The sequence below is a fragment of the Enterobacter asburiae genome (assembly GCF_008080435.1).
GTDB lineage: Bacteria > Pseudomonadota > Gammaproteobacteria > Enterobacterales > Enterobacteriaceae > Enterobacter > Enterobacter asburiae_C.
Map to the genome: position 1 here is coordinate 1 of NZ_VRKN01000055.1, position 1,333 is coordinate 1,333.

General features: G+C 55.5%; 1 protein-coding gene. It reads right to left on the bottom strand.

Going from position 1 to position 1,333, the window contains the following annotated elements; all coding sequences use genetic code 11:
• Positions 1–37: 37 nt before the first annotated feature.
• Positions 38–1,242, bottom strand: a protein-coding gene (locus tag FU672_RS24775; RefSeq protein WP_148245226.1) for an IS3 family transposase whose coding sequence is annotated in 2 segments (ribosomal slippage) — positions 38–921 and positions 921–1,242 — 1,206 coding nt in all. Because the reading frame shifts where the segments join, the coding sequence is not laid out codon by codon here.
• Positions 1,243–1,333 lie beyond the last annotated feature (91 nt).

Sequence of the window (1,333 nt, forward strand, 5' to 3'; positions counted from 1 at the left end):
TGATCTTGACCCGCCATCTCCAGACAGCTTTTGTATCTTAAGTTAACGATGCCCGCTGCCGCCGGTATTCTCTCGGGGAGTGATATCCCAGCGCGCTGTGCGGGTGGTTTTCATTGTAATGCGCGAACGCTGCGGCAAGGTTTCGCAGTGCTGTTCTCACATCCGGTTTTGGCATGAACGCGATATAGTCTTCCTTCATCGTTTTCACGAACCGTTCGGCCATGCCATTACTCTGTGGGCTGCTCACCGCTGTTGTGCAGGGCTCCAGGTTCAGCTCTCTGGCGAACCTCCGCGTTTCATGCGCGGTATACGCTGAACCGTTATCCGTCAGCCACTGCACCGGTCTGTCGGGCAACCTGTCGCCGAAGCGCTTTTCTACCGACCTCAGCATCACATCCTGCACCGTCGAACTGTCATAGCCTCCCGTGCTTGCCGCCCAGTCTATGGCCTCTCTGTCACAGCAGTCCAGCGCGAACGTGACCCGCAGTTTTTCACCGTTGTCGCCGAACTCGAAGCCGTCTGAGCACCAGCGTATATCACTTTCCGCTACCGCGATTTTACCCTTATGCTCACGCTTCGGCCGCTCCGGTTTGTCATGCAGTAACAACAGGTTATGTTCGCTCATTATCCTGTAAAGCCGTTTGGCATTTACCGGCGACAGCCCTTCTGCGCGACGTCGCTTACGCAGGATGCCCCACACTCGTCGATAGCCGTAGCTGGGCATGTCGCTGATGATATCGAGGATGTCCGACAGTATTTCAGCGTCTGCTTCGTCATTACGCCGGTGACAGCGCCTGTCCTGCCAGTCGGCAGAACGCTTAACCCGCAGTGACAACTGCGCACGCGACACGCTCATGGCGCGGCTGACCTGTGCTATTCCCCGTCCTTTGGCAACAAGGGCGCGTGCGCTATCCATTTTCGCGACTGGCCGTACTCCACGGCTTCTTTCAGGATCTCAACTTCCATCGTCTTCTTGCCCAGCAGGCGCTGGAGCTCACGGACCTGCTTCAGAGCAGCAGTAAGCTCAGAAGCAGGAACGACTTCCTCTCCGGCCGCAACGGCTGTGAGGCTGCCTTCCTGATATTGCTTCTTCCACTTGAACAGCAGGCTGGGCTGGATACCATGCAGGCGGGCGACATGGGAGACATTCATGCCTGGCTCCATCGTCTGCTGGATAATGGCGATCTTCTCCTGAGGAGTTTTACGTTTACGGACTTCTTGCCCTAAAAGGATCCCGGTCATTTCAAAATTGGCGTTAGTGTTAGACATATATTCAAGCCTATCTCTTATCTGGAGATACAGCTACTGTCTGGTGTTTCAGGGGGCTACATCA